Below are 14,799 nucleotides of genomic sequence, written 5' to 3'. Positions count from 1 at the left end.
TCCACAGGCAATGCGCTGAGCTTGAGGGCTACGCGGTGCCTGTGGAAACCAGCTTGCCGGCGATGCTTTTCCGGTGCATCAGAAGTCGAAGAACACCGTCTCTCCTTCTCCCTGAATGCGGATATCGAAGCGATACGCCGCCTGGCCTTCCACCTCGCAGCGCCTGGCGATCAGCGTCTCGCGCCGCTGCGGCTGCTCGATCAGGTTGAGCACCGGGCACGTGGCGTTGGCCTCGGCCTCATCGTCGAAATACAACCGCGTATGCAGGTGGATGTTGATGCCACGGGCGAACAGGCTGATGTTGATATGCGGCGCCATGGGTACGCCCGCGGCATTCTTCACCACCCCTGGCTTGACCGTGTGCAGGGTCCACTCGCCGGCGTCGAAGGTGGTGGCGGTGCGGCCGAAGCTGTTGAAGGCGTTTTCCAGGTTGTAGTGGTCCTGGTACTCGCCGCTGGCGTCGGCTTGCCAGAACTCCAGGAACGAATCGCGCACCAGGTGGCCGTTGCCGTCATACACGTGGCCGATCAACAGGATGTGCTCGCCCGGCGCGTGCGGCTTGGCCAGGCGGTTCCAGATCTCCTGGTCGCGGGTCGGGTTGCCGGCCGCCGCCAGGGCGAGGCCGATATGCACGTAGGGGCCGGCGGTCTGCGAAGGGGTTTCCGGCAGCAGTTCGATAGGCATGGCAGGCTCCTCAGCAGTTCTCGAAGTGGCTCTTGCGCTGGCCGCGCAGCACGATGTCGAAGCGATAGGCCAGGCAGTCCATGGGGTTGGCGTTGCTCATGTCGAGCTTGGCGATCAGCCGCTGTACCGCGTCGGGGTTGGCGATCGACTTGACGATCGGGCACAGCGGGATCAGCGGGTCACCTTCGAAATACAGCTGGGTGATCAGCCGGGTGGCGATCGACGGGCCGCTGATCGACACATGGATATGCGCCGGACGCCAATCGTTGGGGCCGTTGCGCCAGGGGTAGGGGCCAGGCTTGATGGTGCGGAAGCTGTAGTAACCGTCGCGGTCGGTCAAGCAGCGGCCAACACCGCCGAAATTCGGGTCCAGCGGCGCCAGGTAGCGATCGTTCTTGTGCCGGTAGCGACCACCGGCGTTGGCCTGCCACATCTCCACCAGGGTGTTGGGCACCGGCGTGCCGTACTGGTCGAGCACACGCCCGGCCACGATGATGCGCTCGCCGATCGGCAGGCCGCCATGGTTGAAATTCAGCAGCAGATCGTTGTCATGGGGACCGAAACCGAGGTGGGAAAAGTCCGGGCCGGTGCTTTCGCTGATCGACTGCGGGATGCTCACCAAGGCTTGGCGCGGGGAGCGTGCCACGGACGTCTTGTAGTCGGGGGTGAAGGCCTTGGGGTGCCAGTTGCGATCACGGATCACGAAGCGGCGGGTGTCCTGGGCGGGCATGCCGTTTTCCTCTCTTGGAATTATGGAGTCGCCTGTGCGTGGCAGGCTGGCCTGCAGTTTCGAACAGGCCGGGCAGCGTGAATATTGAAAACATGCTGACCATCCATAACCTTTTGGTTATGGATGCACACGCCGGCTGACAGGCGCAGCGACACTGAACTAATCTTTGTCTTCATGTTTCACGCTCCGGAGAGCATTTCATGGAATGGCGAAAAGGCCGACGCAGCGACAACGTAGTCGATGCCCGCGGCGCAGGTGGTGGCGGCGGCATGCGTTTTGGCGGCGGCAAGGGGTTGGGGCTTGGCGCGATCCTGCTGATCGTGGGGATCGGCTGGATCACCGGGCAGGATCCGTTGCAGATCCTCGGCCAGATCGCCGGCCAGATGGAGCAGCAACAGCAGCAGGTCCCTGCCGGGGCGGGTGGCAAGGCACCGCCGGCCAACGACGAGCAGGCCGAGTTCGTCGCCTCGATCCTCGGCGACACCGAAGATACCTGGAAAGCCCTGTTCGCCCAGGCCGGCAAACAGTACCGCGACCCCAAGCTGGTGCTGTTCAGCGGCCAGGTCAGCTCGGCCTGCGGTTTCGCCTCCTCGGCGGTCGGACCGTTCTACTGCCCGGCCGACCAACGGGTGTACCTGGACATGACGTTCTTCCGCGAAATGGAAACCCGCTTCGCCGCCGCCGGCGACTTCGCCCAGGCCTATGTGATCGCCCATGAGATCGGCCACCATGTGCAGACCCTGCTGGGGGTCTCTGCCCAGGTCGACGCTGCCCGCCGCAGTGGCCAGCGCATGGAGGGCGACAACGGCCTGCTGGTGCGCCAGGAGCTGCAGGCCGACTGCCTGGCCGGGGTCTGGGCCTACCAGGCGCAGAAACGCCTGAACTGGCTGGAGCCGGGCGATGTCGAGGAAGCCCTCAACGCCGCCAATGCCATCGGCGACGACCGCCTGCAGCAGCGCGGCCAGGGCCGCGTGGTGCCGGACTCGTTCACCCATGGCACCTCGGCCCAGCGTGTGCGCTGGTTCAAGGCCGGCTTTTCCAGCGGCGACGTCAATCGCTGCGATACCTTCAACGCACGCAGCCTCTGAAACCGACCTAAACCCCATTCGCGGCGCTCCGACGTCCCGGCAAGCCCGCGAATGGGGCGCAGAGCGCCCTCCGCGATCTCCCGCACGCAAACGTTTCAAATGTTCTCGAAAAAGCGTTTCAGCTTCGGCCCTGCTTGCCGATAACCCCTCCACGAATCAGCGGGCCCACCTGATAACAACAAACGCCCGGCGGTTGGAGATCAAGAGAGCGAAAATCACTTCGGGAGAGCGTGCATGAACAGCTGGTTTGCCAACATCAGCGTCAACCTTAAACTCGGGCTGGGCTTCGGCCTGGTCCTGCTGCTGACCGGCCTGCTGGCCCTGACCGGCTGGACCAGCCTGGGCAGCCTGATCGACCGCAGCAACTGGATGAGCGACATCACCCAGCTCAACAGCGACCTGACCAACCTGCGCGTCGCGCGCCTGCAATACATGCTGACCAACGGCGACGACACCTCGGCCGCCAACGTGCTGGACAAGCTCGACACCTTCGGCGCCCAGCAGCAACACCTGGTCAACACTTTCAAGAGCCCGGAAAACCTCAAGCTGCTGCGCGAGCAGGGCCAGACCATCAGTGAGTACCGGGTCTCGCTGGACAAGATGCGCAAAGGCTACAGGGCCACCCTCGCCGCTCGTGAGGCCATGGGCCAGACCGCCAGCCAGGCCCACGATGCGATCGAGACGATCGGCCGCGACGTGCTGGCAAGCCCGCAGGACGATGCCGCCCGCCTGGCGCAGTACCTGGTGGTCAGCAAGGTCGAGCAACAGTTGGCCCAGGTGCGCCTGGACGTGCGCAACTACATCACCGACCTCACCCCCGATGCCGAACAGGCCGCCCTGCGCCAGCTCGATGCCGCACTGGCGCAAATCGACGACCTCAAGCGCCAGTTGCCGGGCGAGACCGCGCCTATCCAGCAGTTCGAGCGTGCCATGCTGGCCTATCGCGATGCCGTGCGTCAGTTCCGCGACGCCACCGCCGAGATTGGCGTGGCCCGCGCGGAAATGACCGTACAGGGTGCCGATATCGTCAAGCGCAGCGATGCGCTGTACAAGATCCAGCTCGAGCGCCGCGACAACGAAAGCGCCCAGGCGCGCAGCCTGCAGACCATCGCCACGCTGCTGGCGCTGCTGGTGGGCGTGCTGGCGGCCTTCCTCATCACCCGGCAGATCACCCGCCCGCTGCGCGAGACCCTGGATGTGGTGGAAAAGATCGCCAGCGGCGACCTCACCCAGGACCTGCGCGTCACCCGTCGCGACGAACTGGGCGTGCTGCAGCAGGGCATCGCCCGCATGGGCGTGACCCTGCGCGAGCTGATCACCGGTATTCGCGACGGCGTCACGCAGATCGCCAGTGCCGCCGAGGAACTGTCGGCGGTGACCGAGCAGACCAGCGCAGGCGCCAACAGCCAGAAGGTCGAGACCGACCAGGTCGCCACGGCGATGCACGAGATGGCCGCGACCGTCCAGGAAGTGGCGCGCAATGCCGAGCAGGCCTCCCATGCCGCAACCGGCGCCGATGAGGAAGCCCGTGCCGGCGATCGCGTGGTGGGCGAGGCGGTCAGCCAGATCGAGCGCCTGGCCGCCGAGGTGCATCGCTCCACCGAGGCCATGAGCCTGCTGCAGCAAGAAAGCCAGAAGATCGGCAGCGTCATGGACGTGATCAAGTCGGTGGCCGAGCAGACCAACCTGCTGGCGCTCAACGCCGCCATCGAGGCGGCACGCGCCGGTGAAGCCGGCCGTGGCTTCGCGGTGGTGGCCGACGAGGTACGCGGCCTGGCCCAGCGTACCCAGCAGTCCACCGAGGAGATCGAGGAGCTGGTGGCCAGCCTGCAGAACGGTACCCAGCAGGTGGCCGACGTCATGCTCGGCAGCCGCTCCCTGACCGACAGCAGCGTGGAGCTTGCGCGCAAGGCCGGGCTGTCGCTGGAGAACATCACCCGCACGGTGTCGAACATCCAGTCGATGAACCAGCAGATCGCTGCCGCTGCCGAACAGCAGAGCGCCGTGGCCGAGGAAATCAGCCGCAGCATCCTGAATGTACGGGACGTGTCGGAACAGACCGCCACGGCGAGCGACGAGACGGCGGCCTCCAGCGTCGAACTGGCGCGGCTGGGTGGGCACCTGCAAACGCTGGTCAGCCAGTTCCGCGTTTGACCGACAGGACCAGGGGCTGCTTTGCAGCCCTTTCGCGACACAAGGCCGCGAAAGGGGCGCGAAGCGGCCCCAGCCCAAATGTCTTCATCTTGCGGCCAGAGCGCCGCGAATGCGTCAGGCCAGGCACGCCACCCGGTTACCTGACAACCTTCCCTACACCCCGCCCACGCGGATCGGACGCAGTCTCCAGCGTGTCCCCCGTCACCCGGATCGCCTGGATATCGCCCATTTCCCAGCCCTGGTCCTCCAGCACATAGCCCATCGCCTTCAGCTCCTCGGCCACCGGCCCGGTCAGCGGCGCGTAGCTGTCGAAGTAGATCGTGTCCTTGGGCAGCAGTTGGTGATGCACGCGCTGCGCCGCCACGGCCTTCTCCAACGGCATGCCGTAGTCATACAGGTTGTTCATCACCTGGAAGATCGAGGTGAAGATCCGCGAACCGCCCGGCGTGCCGATCACCAGCGTCACCTTGCCGTCACGGGTGACCAGGCTCGGGCTCATGGACGACAGCATGCGTTTGCCCGGCGCGATGGCATTGGCGTCACCGCCGACTACACCGAAGGCATTGGCCACGCCAGGCTTGGCGCTGAAATCGTCCATCTCGTCGTTGAGCAAAAAGCCCGCGCCCTTGACCACCACACCGCTGCCGTAGTCGAGGTTGAGGGTATAGGTGTTGCTCACCGCGTTGCCCTGCTTGTCGACGATGGAGAAGTGGGTGGTCTGGTGCGACTCCAGGCCCGGGCGCACCTTGTCGGTCTCGGAGATCGCGTCGGGGTTGACCTGTTCAGCGCGCTTGGCCAGGTAGTCCTTGTCGATCAACTGGGCGACCGGCACCTGGGTGAAGGCCGGGTCGCCCAGGTAGTCGGCGCGGTCGGCGAACACGCGCTTCTCGATCTCCGCCAATAGGTGGATGTAGCGCGCCGAGTTGTGCGCCACGCCCTTGAAGTCCGCCGCCCGCACTTCCTTGATGCCCAGCAGCTGGGCCAGTGCAACACCGCCGGAGCTGGGCGGCGGTGCGGTATAGACCACGTTGCCGCGCCAATCGAGGGCCATCGGCTGGCGCCACACGGCCTTGTAGTCCTTGAGGTCGTCCTTGGTGATCAGGCCCTTGTCGGCCTGCATCTGCGCCACCAGCAGGTCGGCGGTCCGGCCCTGGTAGAACTCGCTGACGCCCTTGTCGGCGATGCGCTCGAGGGTCTGCGCCAGCTCCGGCTGCTTGAACAGCTCGCCGACCTTCATGCTGGCGAAGTAGTCGTTGAAGTTGGTGGCCTCCTTGAACAGGCCCTGGGCGTCGTCGCGGTACTGGTACTGTTTTTCGGCGACCTTGAAGCCGTTTTTGGCATAGCCGATGGCCGGGGTCAGCAGCTCGCTCCAAGGCAGCTTGCCGAACTTCTGATGGGCCTCCCACAGCCCCATCACCGTACCCGGCACGCCGGCGGCACGGGCGCCGACCAGGCTCAGGTTCTCGATGACCTCGCCCTTGTCGTCCAGGTACATGTCGCGGCTGGCGGCCTTGGGAGCCACCTCGCGGTAGTCGAGGAAATACGGCTTGCCGTCGACGAACAGGGTCATGAAGCCACCGCCACCGATGTTGCCGGCCTCGGGGTAGGTCACCGCCAGGGTGAAGGCCGTGGCCACTGCGGCATCCACCGCGTTGCCGCCCTTCTTCAGAATATCGGCGGCGACCTGTGCGCCATATTCATCGGGGGCGGCCACGGCACCGCCTTCGAGGGTCACGGCAAATGCCGAGGAACAGCTGAGGATCGCGGCCCCGAAGGCCAGGGACCGGAACATGACGATACGCATGCGCACTTTCCTTGGTGTTGTTCTTGTCGAACAGTCATTAAGGCCCAAGCCTCTGGACTACGCAAACACCCAGGGAATTTCCACCGTCGATGAACGTCAGGGCAGCGAGCAGGCGTACATCGCCAGCTTTTGCTGGATGAAGTCGAGGAAGCACTGGATGCGCAGGGCCAACTGGGTATTGCGGTAGTACACCGCGTGAATCGGTTGGCGATAGCCATTGTTGAACTCGCCTAGCACGACCTGCAGGCGACCGCTGCGGATGTCCTCGTGGGTCATGAAGTGCGACAGGCTGACGATGCCCTCGCCAGCCAGGGCCAACTGACGCAAGGTCTCGCCGCTGGAGGCGACCAGGCTGGGGCGGATGCTCCAGCGATCGCCCTCGGCATGACGCAATGGCCACTGGTTGAGGGTTTCCAACTGGCTGAAGCCGAGCAGGCAATGCTCGTCGAGGTCCTCCACCCGCTGTGGGGTGCCATGGCGGGCCAGGTACTCGGGGCTGGCCAGTACCTGCACCGGGCTGCAGCCCAGGGAGCGGGCGTGCAGGCTGGAGTCGGCCAGCTCGCCGATGCGGATGGCCACGTCGGTGCTCTGCTCCAGCAGGTCGATGATCAGGTCGTCGGTGTTCAGTTCCAGTTCGATCCCTGGGTACTGGCGGCGGAACTCGCCGATCCAGGGCAGGATGGCATGCAGCATGAACGGCGCGGCGGCATTGATGCGCAGGCGCCCGGAGGGGGTCTGGCGGTGCATCGACAGACGTTCTTCCATCTCGTCCATCTGCTCGAGGATCAGCCGCGCGCGTTCGAGGAAGAAGCGGCCTTCCTCGGTCAGGTCCATGCGCCGGGTGGTGCGATTGACCAGCGTGGTGCCGAGCTTGGTTTCCAGCCGCGACAGGGTGCGGCTGACCGCCGAGGGGGTCTGGCCGATCTGCTCGGCGGCGGCGGAGATCGAGCCGCAGTCGATCACGGCGACGAATACCTGGAGCTCTTCGGATCGGGTTTTCACGTATCAGACCTGTGCTGAAGCATGCCGTGATTGATAGCCGGTGATGGGGGTTCCTGCAAGGGGGCCGCTTCGCAGCCCCAGGCCCCATCACTGGGCCTTGCCGAACACCTTGTCCAGGTGCGCCTCATAGGCCGCCACGGTCGCCGGCACATCCGGCCGCTTCATCACATCCACCGCCAGGAAGGTCGGCAGCCCACTCATGCCCAGGAACTGGTTGGCCTTGTGGAACGGGAAGTACACCGCATCCACCCCCTTGCCCTCGAAGAAGTCGGCTGGGTCATCGAAGGCCTGTTGCGGGGCGTTCCAGGTGGCCGAGATCATGTACTGCTTGCCCTGGACCAGCCCACCGCTGCCGTACTTCTGCGAAGCATCGGAGCGGGTGCGGCCGTCGTTGGCGTACAGGCTGCCGTGGCCGGCGGTGAAGACTTCGTCGATGTACTGCTTGACGGTCCAGGGCGCGCCCATCCACCAGCCGGGCATCTGGTAGATCACCACATCGGCCCAGAGGTACTTTTCCACCTCTTCCCGGATGTCGTAGCCGCCGTCGATATAGGTCTGCTTCACGTCGAAACCGGCGCGGTCCAGGTGGGCCAGGGCGACATCGTGCAGGGTCTCGTTCAGGCGACCGTCGGAGTGAGCGAAGCGTTTGCCGCCGTTGAGCAGGAGGATCTTTTTCATGGGGGCCTCGTAAGGTGGTGTCGATCCGAGGCCAGTGAGCCGCCGATCGAGTCAAGTTGGATGGCGGTAGAGTAGGTATCCAGCGGAGGAGGAAAAAGAGACCCCAACGCAAAATACATTTGCGCTCAAATCATGAATGACAACCCTATTGTTGCCTTAGACTCTGACACCTCCCCATTCCCAAGGCCCTCTCCATGACCGAGCAATACGCCTTCATCCTCAAAGCCAAGACCCGCCCGGAAAAGGCCGAAGCCTTCGAACGACTGTTCCGTGCCTACGTCGAGCCCAGCCGCCAGGAGCCGGGTTGCATCGAGTACCACATGCTGCGCGACAAGGAAGACCCGAGCCTGTTCGTGTTCTACGAGGTGTGGGCCAGCAAGGCCGACCTGGACGTGCATTCGGCCCTGCCGCATATGCGCGAGTTCTTCGAACGGCGCATGGACTACCTGGAGCGCGACTTCGATATCCAGCTGATCGAAATGCTCAGCCCGTCCTCCGCTACCCGTTGACCAGCAGGTGCCCCCCCAGCAGCGCCAGGCCGATGAAGAAGCAGCGCCTGAACAGCGGGGCACTGATGCGCTGGCGCAGCCACTGGCCGCCGAGCATCCCCAGCAGGGCGGGTACCAGCACCAGCAGTGATGCGCCCAGTGCCTGGCCACCCAGCGCATCTTGCCCTGCCAGGCCCAAGGCCAGGGCGAAGGTGGAAACCGTGAACGCCAGGCCCAGGGCCTGGACCATCTCGTCGCGCGACAACCCCAGGCTCTGCAGGTAGGGCACCGCCGGCATCACGAACACGCCCGTCGCCGCCGTCACGACACCCGTCGCCAGGCCACACAACGGGCCCAACCACCACTCCCGCCGCGGCACCACCGACACTGTCGGCCCCACCAGCCCGTACAAGGCATACACCAGCAGCGCCCCACCCAGTGCATGCGCCGCCCAGGGGCCGCTGTCGATGCCCAGCCAGGCGCTGCCGAGCAAGGTACCGACGAAGATCATCGACAACATGCCGGCCAATCGGCGCAGCAGCACGCGCAGGTGCCCGCCGGCAGCCAGTTGCCAGAGGTTGGTCACGGTGGAGGGCACGATCAGCAAGGCGGCAGCCTGCGCCGGCGCCATAGCCAGGCCCAGCATGCCCATGGCAATGGTCGGCAGCCCGAGGCCGATCACACCCTTGACCGCGCCGGCCAGGAAGAAGGTCAGGAGCACCAGCAGCGACAGTGCCAGGCCCATGTTCTGGTAGAACTCGAGGACAGTATTCATGGACCCATGGTGCCCGGCCCGGGGGCTTGGGAAAATCTGCCATATACTCAGCCAGACTCTTGCCAGGACAGAGGCTGATGCATTTCGACCTGACCGACCTCACGCTGTTCCAGCACACCCTGGAATGCGGCAACATCACCGCCGGCGCCCGCCGCAGCCACCTGTCGCTGCCCGCCGCCAGCGCCCGTATCCGCGCCATGGAGGCGTCCCTCGGCATTCCCCTGCTCGAGCGCAATCGCCGTGGCGTGCAGCCTACCCCAGCCGGCCAGGCCCTGTTGCAGCATGCCCGGCTGATCGGCCAACAGGTCGAGCGCCTGCAATACGACCTGGCCCAGTACGCCCAAGGCCAACAGGGCCAGGTGCGCTTGTTGTGCAATACCGCCGCGCTGACCGAATACCTGCCGGAACTGCTGGCCGCGTACCTCGTCGAGCACCCTGGGGTCAGCGTGGATGTGCAGGAGTTGCCGAGCCTGCGCATCGTGCAGTCGATCAGCCAAGGCATGGCCGACCTGGGGATCATCTCCACCGCTGCGCCCAACGAGCATTTGCAGACCCGGCCGTTTCGCGCCGATCCGCTCGTGCTGGTGATGCCCCTCGGCCATCCCTTGGCCAAACACGACGCACCCACCTTCGTCGACAGCCTCGCCCATGGCCACGTCGGCCTGGGTGCCAACAGTGCCCTGGCCCTGTACCTGGAGGAACAAGCCCTGCGCGAAGGGCGGCGCATGCAGGTACGGGTGCGGGCCGAGGGGTTCGATGGTGTGCTGCGCATGGTCGCCGGAGGGGCTGGGATCGGCGTGGTGCCATTGGCTGCCGTGCACCGCTGGGAAGGGATACTACCCTTGTGCTGGACGGCCTTGACCGAAGACTGGGCCAATCGCCAGTTGTTGCTGTGTGCCCGGGACTTCGAGGCATTGCCAGGCTATGCGGCGGCGTTGGCAAGGCGACTGGAGACAGAGTGAGACTCGTCTCAGCCGGTCCCGCTGCAACCGCGAGCACGTTGCTAACCACATCAAGGCTGCGTTGCCGTTCTGGTCGTCACGCCGAATATTGCCTTCATTCGCTCGACATAGGTTTCCAGCTCACCTGAAAGCCCCAGATCCTTGAGCCTGACCTGCTCTTTTCCAATGCGCTCAAGAAACCGCCATATCCTGCTGAAGTACCTCTGGCAGCGGTATCGGCTCTTCGGAAAGCAACGAACTCAATTGAAGGACATCATTCCTGTGCTTGCGGATATTCCTGCTATCCACCTGCTCACCGGCGTCCTTTCGCCTCGACAGGTCCAGCCATGCCTTGGCCTTGAACGGGATGAGGCATGACGCACCGATATGCGTGATATCACTGCCAACTTGGCGAGCTTCCAGCAGAAACGCGTAGTACGCGTCGTCGAGAAGAATTGCCGACAAGCTGGAGGCTGCCTCGCCGGAGGGAATGGGCGCCAGTGTTTCACCCTCTTCGTGACCAAGCCCCTCTGGCTTGCGAGAGAACAACTCGATCTGTGCAGGATAGGCTTCCTTCGCAGGATTCTGGAACCGATAGAGGATCGGCCGGTCACCGCTGCGCTGCCTGACGCGATAACCGCCATCGCGAATGAAGTGCCAGAATTGATTGACGAAAGCGGCATCCAATGCCTCGATGATCAGCACGATGTCGAGATCCTTGGTGGCTCGGAACTCACCGCCCGCCTCGTCCATCACCAGCCAAGCCGCCACGCCACCGATCATGACGTACTGATCGCCGTATCCTTTGAAATGCTCAGCGAATAGCTCTAGTCCCCTGATAGCCAATGAATACTCTCCCTGATTTCATCCAATGCCATTTGAATACGTTCATCGGGGTTTTCTTCGAGACTCAACAGCAATGAGGCCTTGTCGGCCAGATTGGCCTCGTTCGGCAGTCCAGCGTATGACCAGACTTCAACCTCTGCCCTGATCTGGTCGACATCCTCAGTGACCCTGAAAACCTCTCCCTCCAGACGCGAGAAAACCTTCCGGGTCATGCCATAAACAGGCCGGCCAGGTGCGGCGAGCAATGTGTACTCGGCCAATGCCGCTTCCCCGACAAGGAACACACCGTTACCCAATTGCAACGTCGAATCGATGAAAACCCTTCGCTTTACAGGCGAACGGAAATACTGCCTGGCCTGGCTGAAAATTTCCGGCGCAGAAGCCTTGAATTCGTAACGATTGATGTTCACCCGATCGGCCACCGGTACAAGCAACCCAAGGGCCTGGAGTTGCTCAAGCACCTTGCCCAAGGTGACCCGGCTGTAGGTGTATTCCCCAAGGATGTCGACCGAAGAGAAGACGTCATGGCTAGCCCAACCCCCATAGAGGGATTGCAAGAGAACCGCCTGGGTCGCAGGCAACAGGCCAGCTCCGGACAGCACGGGTTTGCGCTGGCGAAAGCGCTCGCGCAGGTCAATGGCTATCTCGGGGATGAACATCTGATAGCGTGGCTGGATGAAATTGATCCGATGACCGATAAGGCTGCGTCGCTCATGGGCGGAAAGAGAGGCGAAAGCCAGCACGATAGTCGCGTCCGTCGCCTTGCGGATCTGGTCGAGATGCTTGTTCAGGGCTATCACGCCTGGATAGCGGCTCTCTCGCGGTACCAGCAAGAGCAGTTCCAGATCCGCTAACGAGCCGAGCCCCAATCTCACCTCGACTGGCTGGTACGCATCCTTGATATGAAACGGGAGTTTCAGCAGGGAAATCCTGGTCTGGACGCTGGCACCCAGCATCGACTCCAGATAAGCCCCGACTTCCTTTCGCAGATTGTCCATACCAGCCCCTGTAAACTCTATTTTTAAACTGTAAACCAGCATTGTTTACAATTCAAAAATCACGTTTACACAAAGCCGCTGACTCCGTTCCCGCTTGATCGATCCTTTCACACCGTTGGAATATCGCGCTTGCCGTTACACAAAATAATCCTCTAGGTTTGCGCCTTGAAGCCGCACCATGACAGGGAGCTCACCGTGCCATCCATCTACCAGCTAAAACCCCGCTTCCAAGCCTTGCTGCGCCCTGCGGTAAAGCGCTTGTACGAGCGTGGCGTCACCGCCAACCAGGTCACCGTCGCCGCCGCGCTCGTATCGGTACTGCTCGGCCTGCTGCTGGCCTGGCAAAGCCACATGGCCTGGCTGTTCATCCTGGTTCCGATCTGGATGCTGCTGCGCATGGCGCTCAATGCGGTCGATGGCATGCTCGCCCGGGAGTTCGGCCTGCAGTCGAAGCTGGGCGCCTACCTCAACGAACTGTGCGACCTGATCGCCGATGCCGCGCTGTACCTGCCATTCGCCCTGCTGCCGGGTGTGTCGTCTACCCTGGTGGTGCTGGTCGTGCTGGCATCGCTGATCAGCGAATACGCCGGGGTGATGGGGCCGCTGGCCGGAGCCTCGCGGCGCTACGACGGGCCGATGGGCAAGAGCGACCGGGCGTTTGCCTTCGGCGTGCTGGGGGCCGGAGTCGCCTTCGGGGTATTGAATGCGGCATGGATCGACGGCCTGTTGCTGGTCATCCTGGCGCTCTCGCTCTATACCCTCTACAACCGGGTTCGCCAAGGGCTGGCCGAAACCCGCTGACCTCGCCGGACAAGGACCTTCGCCATGCGCCAAGCGCAATCGCTGCACTTCTCGACTCATGACGGTGTCGAGCTGCATTACCGCCACTGGCCCGCTACCCGCAACGAACACCAGCCGCGCCGGGCGGTAGTGATGTTCCACCGCGGCCACGAGCATGGCGGGCGCATGGCCCATCTGGCCGACGAACTGGACATGCCCGGCTACGACTTCTTCGCCTGGGACGCCCGCGGCCACGGCCAGTCGCCGGGCGCACGTGGTGACAGCCCGAGCTTCGCCACCAGCGTGCGCGACGTGCAGACCTTCATCGAGCATATCCAGGCCCAGCACGGCATCGCGGAGCAGGACATGGTGGTGCTGGCGCAGAGCGTCGGCGCCGTGCTGGTGGCCACCTGGGCCCATGACTATGCGCCCAGGGTACGCTGCCTGGTGCTCGCCTCGCCGGCCTTCAAGGTCAAGCTCTACGTGCCCTTCGCCCGCCCAGGGCTGAAACTGCTGAAGGCCTTGCGTGGCAACTTCTTCGTCAACAGCTACGTCAAGCCGCGCCTGCTCACCCATGACCCGGAGCGAGTCATGTCGTACGTGGCCGACCCGCTGATCAGCCGACCGATCTCGGTGACCATGCTGCTGGGCCTGTACGAGGCGGCCGAGCGGGTGCTCGCCGATGCCCAGGCGATCCAGGTACCGACTCAGTTGCTGGTCTCCGGCACCGACCTGGTGGTCGAACGCAAGCCGCAGGAGCGCTTCTTCGAGCGCCTGGGCAGCACGCGCAAGGAACTGCACATCCTCCCGGGCTTCTTCCACGACACCCTCGGCGAACGTGATCGCGGCCACGCCCTGGCGCGTATCCAGCGCTTCGTCGAACACTGCTTCGACGCCCCCGCCCCGCGGCCTTCGCTGCTCGATGCCGACAAGGTCGGCGCCAGCTGCGCCGAGGCCGAGTGCCTGGCCGCACCGCTGCCGCGTCACTCGCCCCGCGACCTCTACTGGCGTGCCACCCGTGCCGGCCTGCGCCTGGGCAAGGGCTTCTCGGACGGCGTGAAGCTGGGCTTCGAAACCGGCTTCGACTCCGGCAGCACCCTCGACTACGTCTACCGCAACCAGCCCTGCGGCAAGGGCAAGCTGGGCGAATGGATCGACCGCAACTACCTCGATGCCATCGGCTGGCGCGGCATCCGCCAGCGCAAGCAGCATGCGGAGGAACTGCTGCGCCTGGCCATCCAGCACCTGCGCGCGCAGCAATGCAGGGTGCATATCGTCGATATCGCCGCCGGCCATGGCCGCTACATCCTCGAGGCCCTGCAAGGCCTGGAACAGTTACCCGACTCGATCCTGCTGCGCGACTACAGCGAACTGAACGTGCAGCAAGGCAGCGCACTGATCGCCGAGAAAGGCCTGGACGAGATCGCCCGCTTCGTCCAAGGCGACGCCTTCGACCGCCAAGGCCTGGCCGCCCTCGACCCACGTCCGACCCTGGCGGTGGTCTCGGGCCTCTACGAGCTGTTCGCCAGCAATCAGTTGGTGGGCAACTCCCTGGCAGGCCTGGCCGATGCCGTCGAGCCTGGCGGCTACCTGGTCTACACCGGCCAGCCCTGGCACCCGCAACTGGAGATGATCGCCCGCGCCCTGACCAGCCACCGCGACGGCCAGGCCTGGGTGATGCGCCGCCGCAGCCAGGCAGAGATGGACCAGTTGGTGGAGGCGGCAGGCTTTCGCAAGATCGCCCAGCGCATCGACGAATGGGGCATCTTCAGTGTCAGCCTGGCGCAGCGGGCAGGCTGATGGTGTACGAAGCGGCCACGGCCTACTGGCC

General features: G+C 64.2%; 14 protein-coding genes. 6 read left to right on the top strand and 8 right to left on the bottom strand.

The genetic code is table 11. The features are described from left to right. Positions 1-78: 78 nt before the first annotated feature. Both pcaG and pcaH read right to left on the bottom strand, forming a co-directional pair. Entirely contained in the window at positions 79-684 is a 606-nt protein-coding gene (gene pcaG / locus WCE05_RS19605; protein ID WP_368816411.1) for a protocatechuate 3,4-dioxygenase subunit alpha, read from the bottom strand. Positions 685-694: 10 nt separating this feature from the next. Continuing rightward, the gene (pcaH, locus tag WCE05_RS19600) at positions 695-1,414 is read right to left on the bottom strand and encodes a protocatechuate 3,4-dioxygenase subunit beta (RefSeq protein WP_225790527.1); all 720 of its coding nucleotides are present in this window, start codon (positions 1,412-1,414) and stop codon (positions 695-697) included. A gap of 200 nt (positions 1,415-1,614) precedes the next feature. On the opposite strand from pcaH, the gene WCE05_RS19595 reads away from it, so the two are divergent. Further along, a complete protein-coding gene (locus WCE05_RS19595; RefSeq protein ID WP_368816410.1) occupies positions 1,615-2,502 on the top strand; it encodes a neutral zinc metallopeptidase in 888 nt (295 codons plus the stop codon). A 234-nt stretch (positions 2,503-2,736) separates the two neighbouring features. Further along, on the top strand, positions 2,737-4,656 hold the full coding sequence (locus WCE05_RS19590; protein WP_368816409.1) for a methyl-accepting chemotaxis protein: 1,920 nt from the start codon (positions 2,737-2,739) through the stop codon (positions 4,654-4,656). Between the two features lie 136 nt (positions 4,657-4,792). Here the strand turns inward: WCE05_RS19590 and ggt are convergent, their stop codons facing one another. The 3 genes from ggt to WCE05_RS19575 form a co-directional block, all read right to left on the bottom strand. Beyond that, the gene (ggt, locus tag WCE05_RS19585; RefSeq protein WP_368816408.1) at positions 4,793-6,460 is read right to left on the bottom strand and encodes a gamma-glutamyltransferase; all 1,668 of its coding nucleotides are present in this window, start codon (positions 6,458-6,460) and stop codon (positions 4,793-4,795) included. A 96-nt stretch (positions 6,461-6,556) separates the two neighbouring features. Then, positions 6,557-7,462: a LysR family transcriptional regulator gene (locus tag WCE05_RS19580; protein WP_225790532.1), complete on the bottom strand. Its 906-nt coding sequence runs from the start codon at positions 7,460-7,462 to the stop codon at positions 6,557-6,559. A gap of 87 nt (positions 7,463-7,549) precedes the next feature. Beyond that, entirely contained in the window at positions 7,550-8,140 is a 591-nt protein-coding gene (locus WCE05_RS19575; RefSeq protein ID WP_225790533.1) for an NAD(P)H-dependent oxidoreductase, read from the bottom strand. 194 nt (positions 8,141-8,334) lie between these two features. Here WCE05_RS19575 and WCE05_RS19570 point away from each other — a divergent pair, with 194 nt between their 5' ends. Beyond that, a complete protein-coding gene (locus tag WCE05_RS19570) occupies positions 8,335-8,649 on the top strand; it encodes a putative quinol monooxygenase (RefSeq protein WP_225790534.1) in 315 nt (104 codons plus the stop codon). On the opposite strand, the gene WCE05_RS19565 is transcribed toward WCE05_RS19570, so the two are convergent. Further along, positions 8,639-9,403 (bottom strand): sulfite exporter TauE/SafE family protein, encoded by a 765-nt coding sequence (locus WCE05_RS19565; protein WP_225790535.1) that lies wholly within the window; start codon positions 9,401-9,403, stop codon positions 8,639-8,641. The genes WCE05_RS19570 and WCE05_RS19565 overlap by 11 nt on opposite strands. 77 nt (positions 9,404-9,480) lie before the next feature. Between WCE05_RS19565 and WCE05_RS19560 the strand changes: the two genes are divergently transcribed. Then, a complete protein-coding gene (locus WCE05_RS19560; protein ID WP_225790536.1) occupies positions 9,481-10,365 on the top strand; it encodes a LysR family transcriptional regulator in 885 nt (294 codons plus the stop codon). Between the two features lie 171 nt (positions 10,366-10,536). On the opposite strand, the gene WCE05_RS19555 is transcribed toward WCE05_RS19560, so the two are convergent. Then, positions 10,537-11,190, bottom strand: coding sequence for a hypothetical protein (locus WCE05_RS19555; RefSeq protein WP_368816407.1), 654 nt, complete (start codon positions 11,188-11,190; stop codon positions 10,537-10,539). Then, on the bottom strand, positions 11,172-12,188 hold the full coding sequence (locus tag WCE05_RS19550) for a hypothetical protein (RefSeq protein ID WP_368816406.1): 1,017 nt from the start codon (positions 12,186-12,188) through the stop codon (positions 11,172-11,174). Before WCE05_RS19550 ends, WCE05_RS19555 begins: the two co-directional genes overlap by 19 nt. A gap of 195 nt (positions 12,189-12,383) precedes the next feature. Between WCE05_RS19550 and WCE05_RS19545 the strand changes: the two genes are divergently transcribed. Together WCE05_RS19545 and WCE05_RS19540 are read left to right on the top strand one after the other, a co-directional pair. Continuing rightward, positions 12,384-12,989 (top strand): CDP-alcohol phosphatidyltransferase family protein, encoded by a 606-nt coding sequence (locus WCE05_RS19545; RefSeq protein WP_225790539.1) that lies wholly within the window; start codon positions 12,384-12,386, stop codon positions 12,987-12,989. A 24-nt stretch (positions 12,990-13,013) separates the two neighbouring features. Beyond that, positions 13,014-14,768 carry a bifunctional alpha/beta hydrolase/class I SAM-dependent methyltransferase gene (locus WCE05_RS19540; RefSeq protein ID WP_253103468.1) on the top strand — a complete coding sequence of 585 codons (1,755 nt, stop codon included), beginning with the start codon at positions 13,014-13,016 and terminating at the stop codon, positions 14,766-14,768. The last annotated feature ends 31 nt before the right edge of the window (positions 14,769-14,799 follow it).

The organism is Pseudomonas sp. I2, assembly GCF_040984075.1.
GTDB classification, from domain to species: Bacteria; Pseudomonadota; Gammaproteobacteria; order Pseudomonadales; family Pseudomonadaceae; genus Aquipseudomonas; species Aquipseudomonas guariconensis_B.
The sequence above is the reverse complement of the archived record's forward strand: the minus strand, read 5'-3'. Positions and strand labels throughout refer to the sequence as shown.

Coding starts and splice junctions, on each gene's coding strand:
- WCE05_RS19550 (WP_368816406.1), bottom strand. CDS start 12,188: ATGGACAATCTGCGAAAGGAAGTCGGGGCTTATCTGGAGTCGATGCTG.
- WCE05_RS19570 (WP_225790534.1), top strand. CDS start 8,335: ATGACCGAGCAATACGCCTTCATCCTCAAAGCCAAGACCCGCCCGGAA.
- pcaG (WP_368816411.1), bottom strand. CDS start 684: ATGCCTATCGAACTGCTGCCGGAAACCCCTTCGCAGACCGCCGGCCCC.
- WCE05_RS19565 (WP_225790535.1), bottom strand. CDS start 9,403: ATGAATACTGTCCTCGAGTTCTACCAGAACATGGGCCTGGCACTGTCG.
- WCE05_RS19560 (WP_225790536.1), top strand. CDS start 9,481: ATGCATTTCGACCTGACCGACCTCACGCTGTTCCAGCACACCCTGGAA.
- WCE05_RS19575 (WP_225790533.1), bottom strand. CDS start 8,140: ATGAAAAAGATCCTCCTGCTCAACGGCGGCAAACGCTTCGCTCACTCC.
- WCE05_RS19590 (WP_368816409.1), top strand. CDS start 2,737: ATGAACAGCTGGTTTGCCAACATCAGCGTCAACCTTAAACTCGGGCTG.
- ggt (WP_368816408.1), bottom strand. CDS start 6,460: ATGCGTATCGTCATGTTCCGGTCCCTGGCCTTCGGGGCCGCGATCCTC.
- pcaH (WP_225790527.1), bottom strand. CDS start 1,414: ATGCCCGCCCAGGACACCCGCCGCTTCGTGATCCGTGATCGCAACTGG.
- WCE05_RS19540 (WP_253103468.1), top strand. CDS start 13,014: ATGCGCCAAGCGCAATCGCTGCACTTCTCGACTCATGACGGTGTCGAG.
- WCE05_RS19595 (WP_368816410.1), top strand. CDS start 1,615: ATGGAATGGCGAAAAGGCCGACGCAGCGACAACGTAGTCGATGCCCGC.